The 2069-nt window shown below is 39.4% G+C and carries 1 pseudogene; it reads left to right on the top strand.

What is annotated here, in order from left to right:
* Positions 1-2069: pseudogene (locus tag CER18_RS10150) on the top strand (hypothetical protein); the annotation flags it as partial.

Here is a 2069-nt window from a genome sequence, read left to right as displayed (position 1 = left end):
GACAGTAAGGATAGAACTCTTTCGGGTGTTAAGGCGGCAGAGAAAGATAATGAAGCGGTTAATAAGAAACAACTCGAAGACAGTTTGAAAGGTCTTTCTAAGGATCTTCAGTCGGATGATTCAGCGGTTGTCCACTATGATAAGACAAATGATGAAAGTGGCACTATTAATTATGGGAGTATCACTTTTGGAAAAGGTAAAGATTCTCCTGCTGTTGCTTTRCATAATGTTGCYGATGGTRMGATTKCTRAGRATTCCCATGATGCAGTTACGGGCGGTCAGATTCATAGCATAGGTGAAGAAGTTGCAAAATACTTAGGTGGTGGTTCTGCATTTACGAATGGTGCATTTACACAGCCAAACTATAAATTATCGAGTGTTTCTGAAGAAGGGAATGTGAATTCGAAAAACTTTAATGATGTAGGCAGCGCCTTTACAGGTCTTGATGATAATATCAAGAATGTGAATAAGCGCATTAAGGAAGTATCTCAAGGAGTTGCACAAGATTCTCTGAACTGGAGCAAGGATTCAAATGCCTTTTTAGCGCAGCATGGAAAAGAAAGCAGCAACAGCAAGATTACATCTCTTAAAGGTGGCGTTATTAGTTCTCTCTCAACCGATGCCATTAATGGTTCCCAGCTTTATGCTTTGGGCAGCAGTGTTGCGCAGTACTTTGGTGGTGATGCGAATTATAAAGATGGCGCATGGAGTGCACCAGTCTTTAAGTTTAAGACTGTCAAAGAAGATGGTGTTTCTATTGAAGATAAAGAGTATAGTACAGTTGCAGAAGCGTTTACAGGTGTAGGAAGCTCTTTTGAGAAACTTCAAAAAGAGTTTAGCCAAAGCATCACCAATATTACGCAAGAAGTTCAAGGGGATGCGTTGATGTGGAGTGATGCTGATAAAGCGTTTGTTGCTCAGCATGGGGAGAAAGATGGAGCTGAAAAAACGAATAGCAAGATTACATCTCTTTTAGATGGAGCTGTTTCCAAGGGATCTACGGATGCAATAAATGGTTCTCAACTTTATTCTCTGAAAAACCAAATGGCGGGTTATTTCGGCGACGGTGCTGGTTATAATGAAAGTGGTGAATGGGTAGCACCAAGTTTCAAAGTCAAAACAGTTAAAAAGGATAGTAATGAAGTTGAAGAAACTGTCTATAATAGTGTTGCAGAAGCTTTTGCAGGTATTAGCACCTCTATTACAGATGTTCATAACGAGGTGAATAACCAAATTACTAATATTGTTAGTGATAGTCTTGTTAAGCAAGTGAAAGAGGACGCTTCTATTACCATTGGTAAAGAAGTAGAAGGTACTGTAATTAATTTTCAAAACAAGAATAATGAGAATCGCACCCTTTCTGGCTTGATAGGTGGAGAAATCTCTAAAGATTCACATGAGGCGGTAAATGGCTCTCAGCTTTATGAGACCAATGACAAAGTTGCAACGTATTTAGGAGGTGGTGCTCGTTATGAGAATGGCGCATGGAATGCTCCAAGCTTCACGGTTAAAAGAGTTAAAGAAGATGGTGAATCTGAAGAGAAGACTTATCAGAATGTAGCGGAAGCTTTAGCTGATGTTGGTAGTTCGATCACAAATGTTAAACAAGAGATAAAAAATGATATTACCACTGTATTTAGTGATAGTCTTGTTAAGCAAGCGAAAGAGGATGCTCCTATTACTATTGGTAAAGAAGTAGAAGGCGGTGAAATCAATATTGCCAATAAGACTGGTACAGATCGGACCCTTTCTGGTGTGAAAGCGGCGATAAAGGATAATGAAGCGGTTAATAAGAAACAACTCGAAGACAGCTTAAAGGAACTTTCTAAGGATCTTCAGTCAGAAGATTCAGCGGTTGTTCTTTACGATAAGGCAGATGGTAAAACTGATTATACAAATGTGACTTTGGGTAAGGGTAAAGATTCTTCTCCAGTGGGACTTCATAATGTTGCTGATGGTAAGATTGTTCAGAATTCCCATGATGCAATCACAGGTGGCCAGATTAATACGATCGGTGAAAATATTGCCAAGTTCTTAGGAGGTGAATCAGCCTTTAAAGATGGTGGTTT

Source organism: Bartonella tribocorum (genome assembly GCF_002777915.1).
GTDB lineage: Bacteria > Pseudomonadota > Alphaproteobacteria > Rhizobiales > Rhizobiaceae > Bartonella > Bartonella tribocorum_A.
The sequence above is the reverse complement of the archived record's forward strand: the minus strand, read 5'-3'. Positions and strand labels throughout refer to the sequence as shown.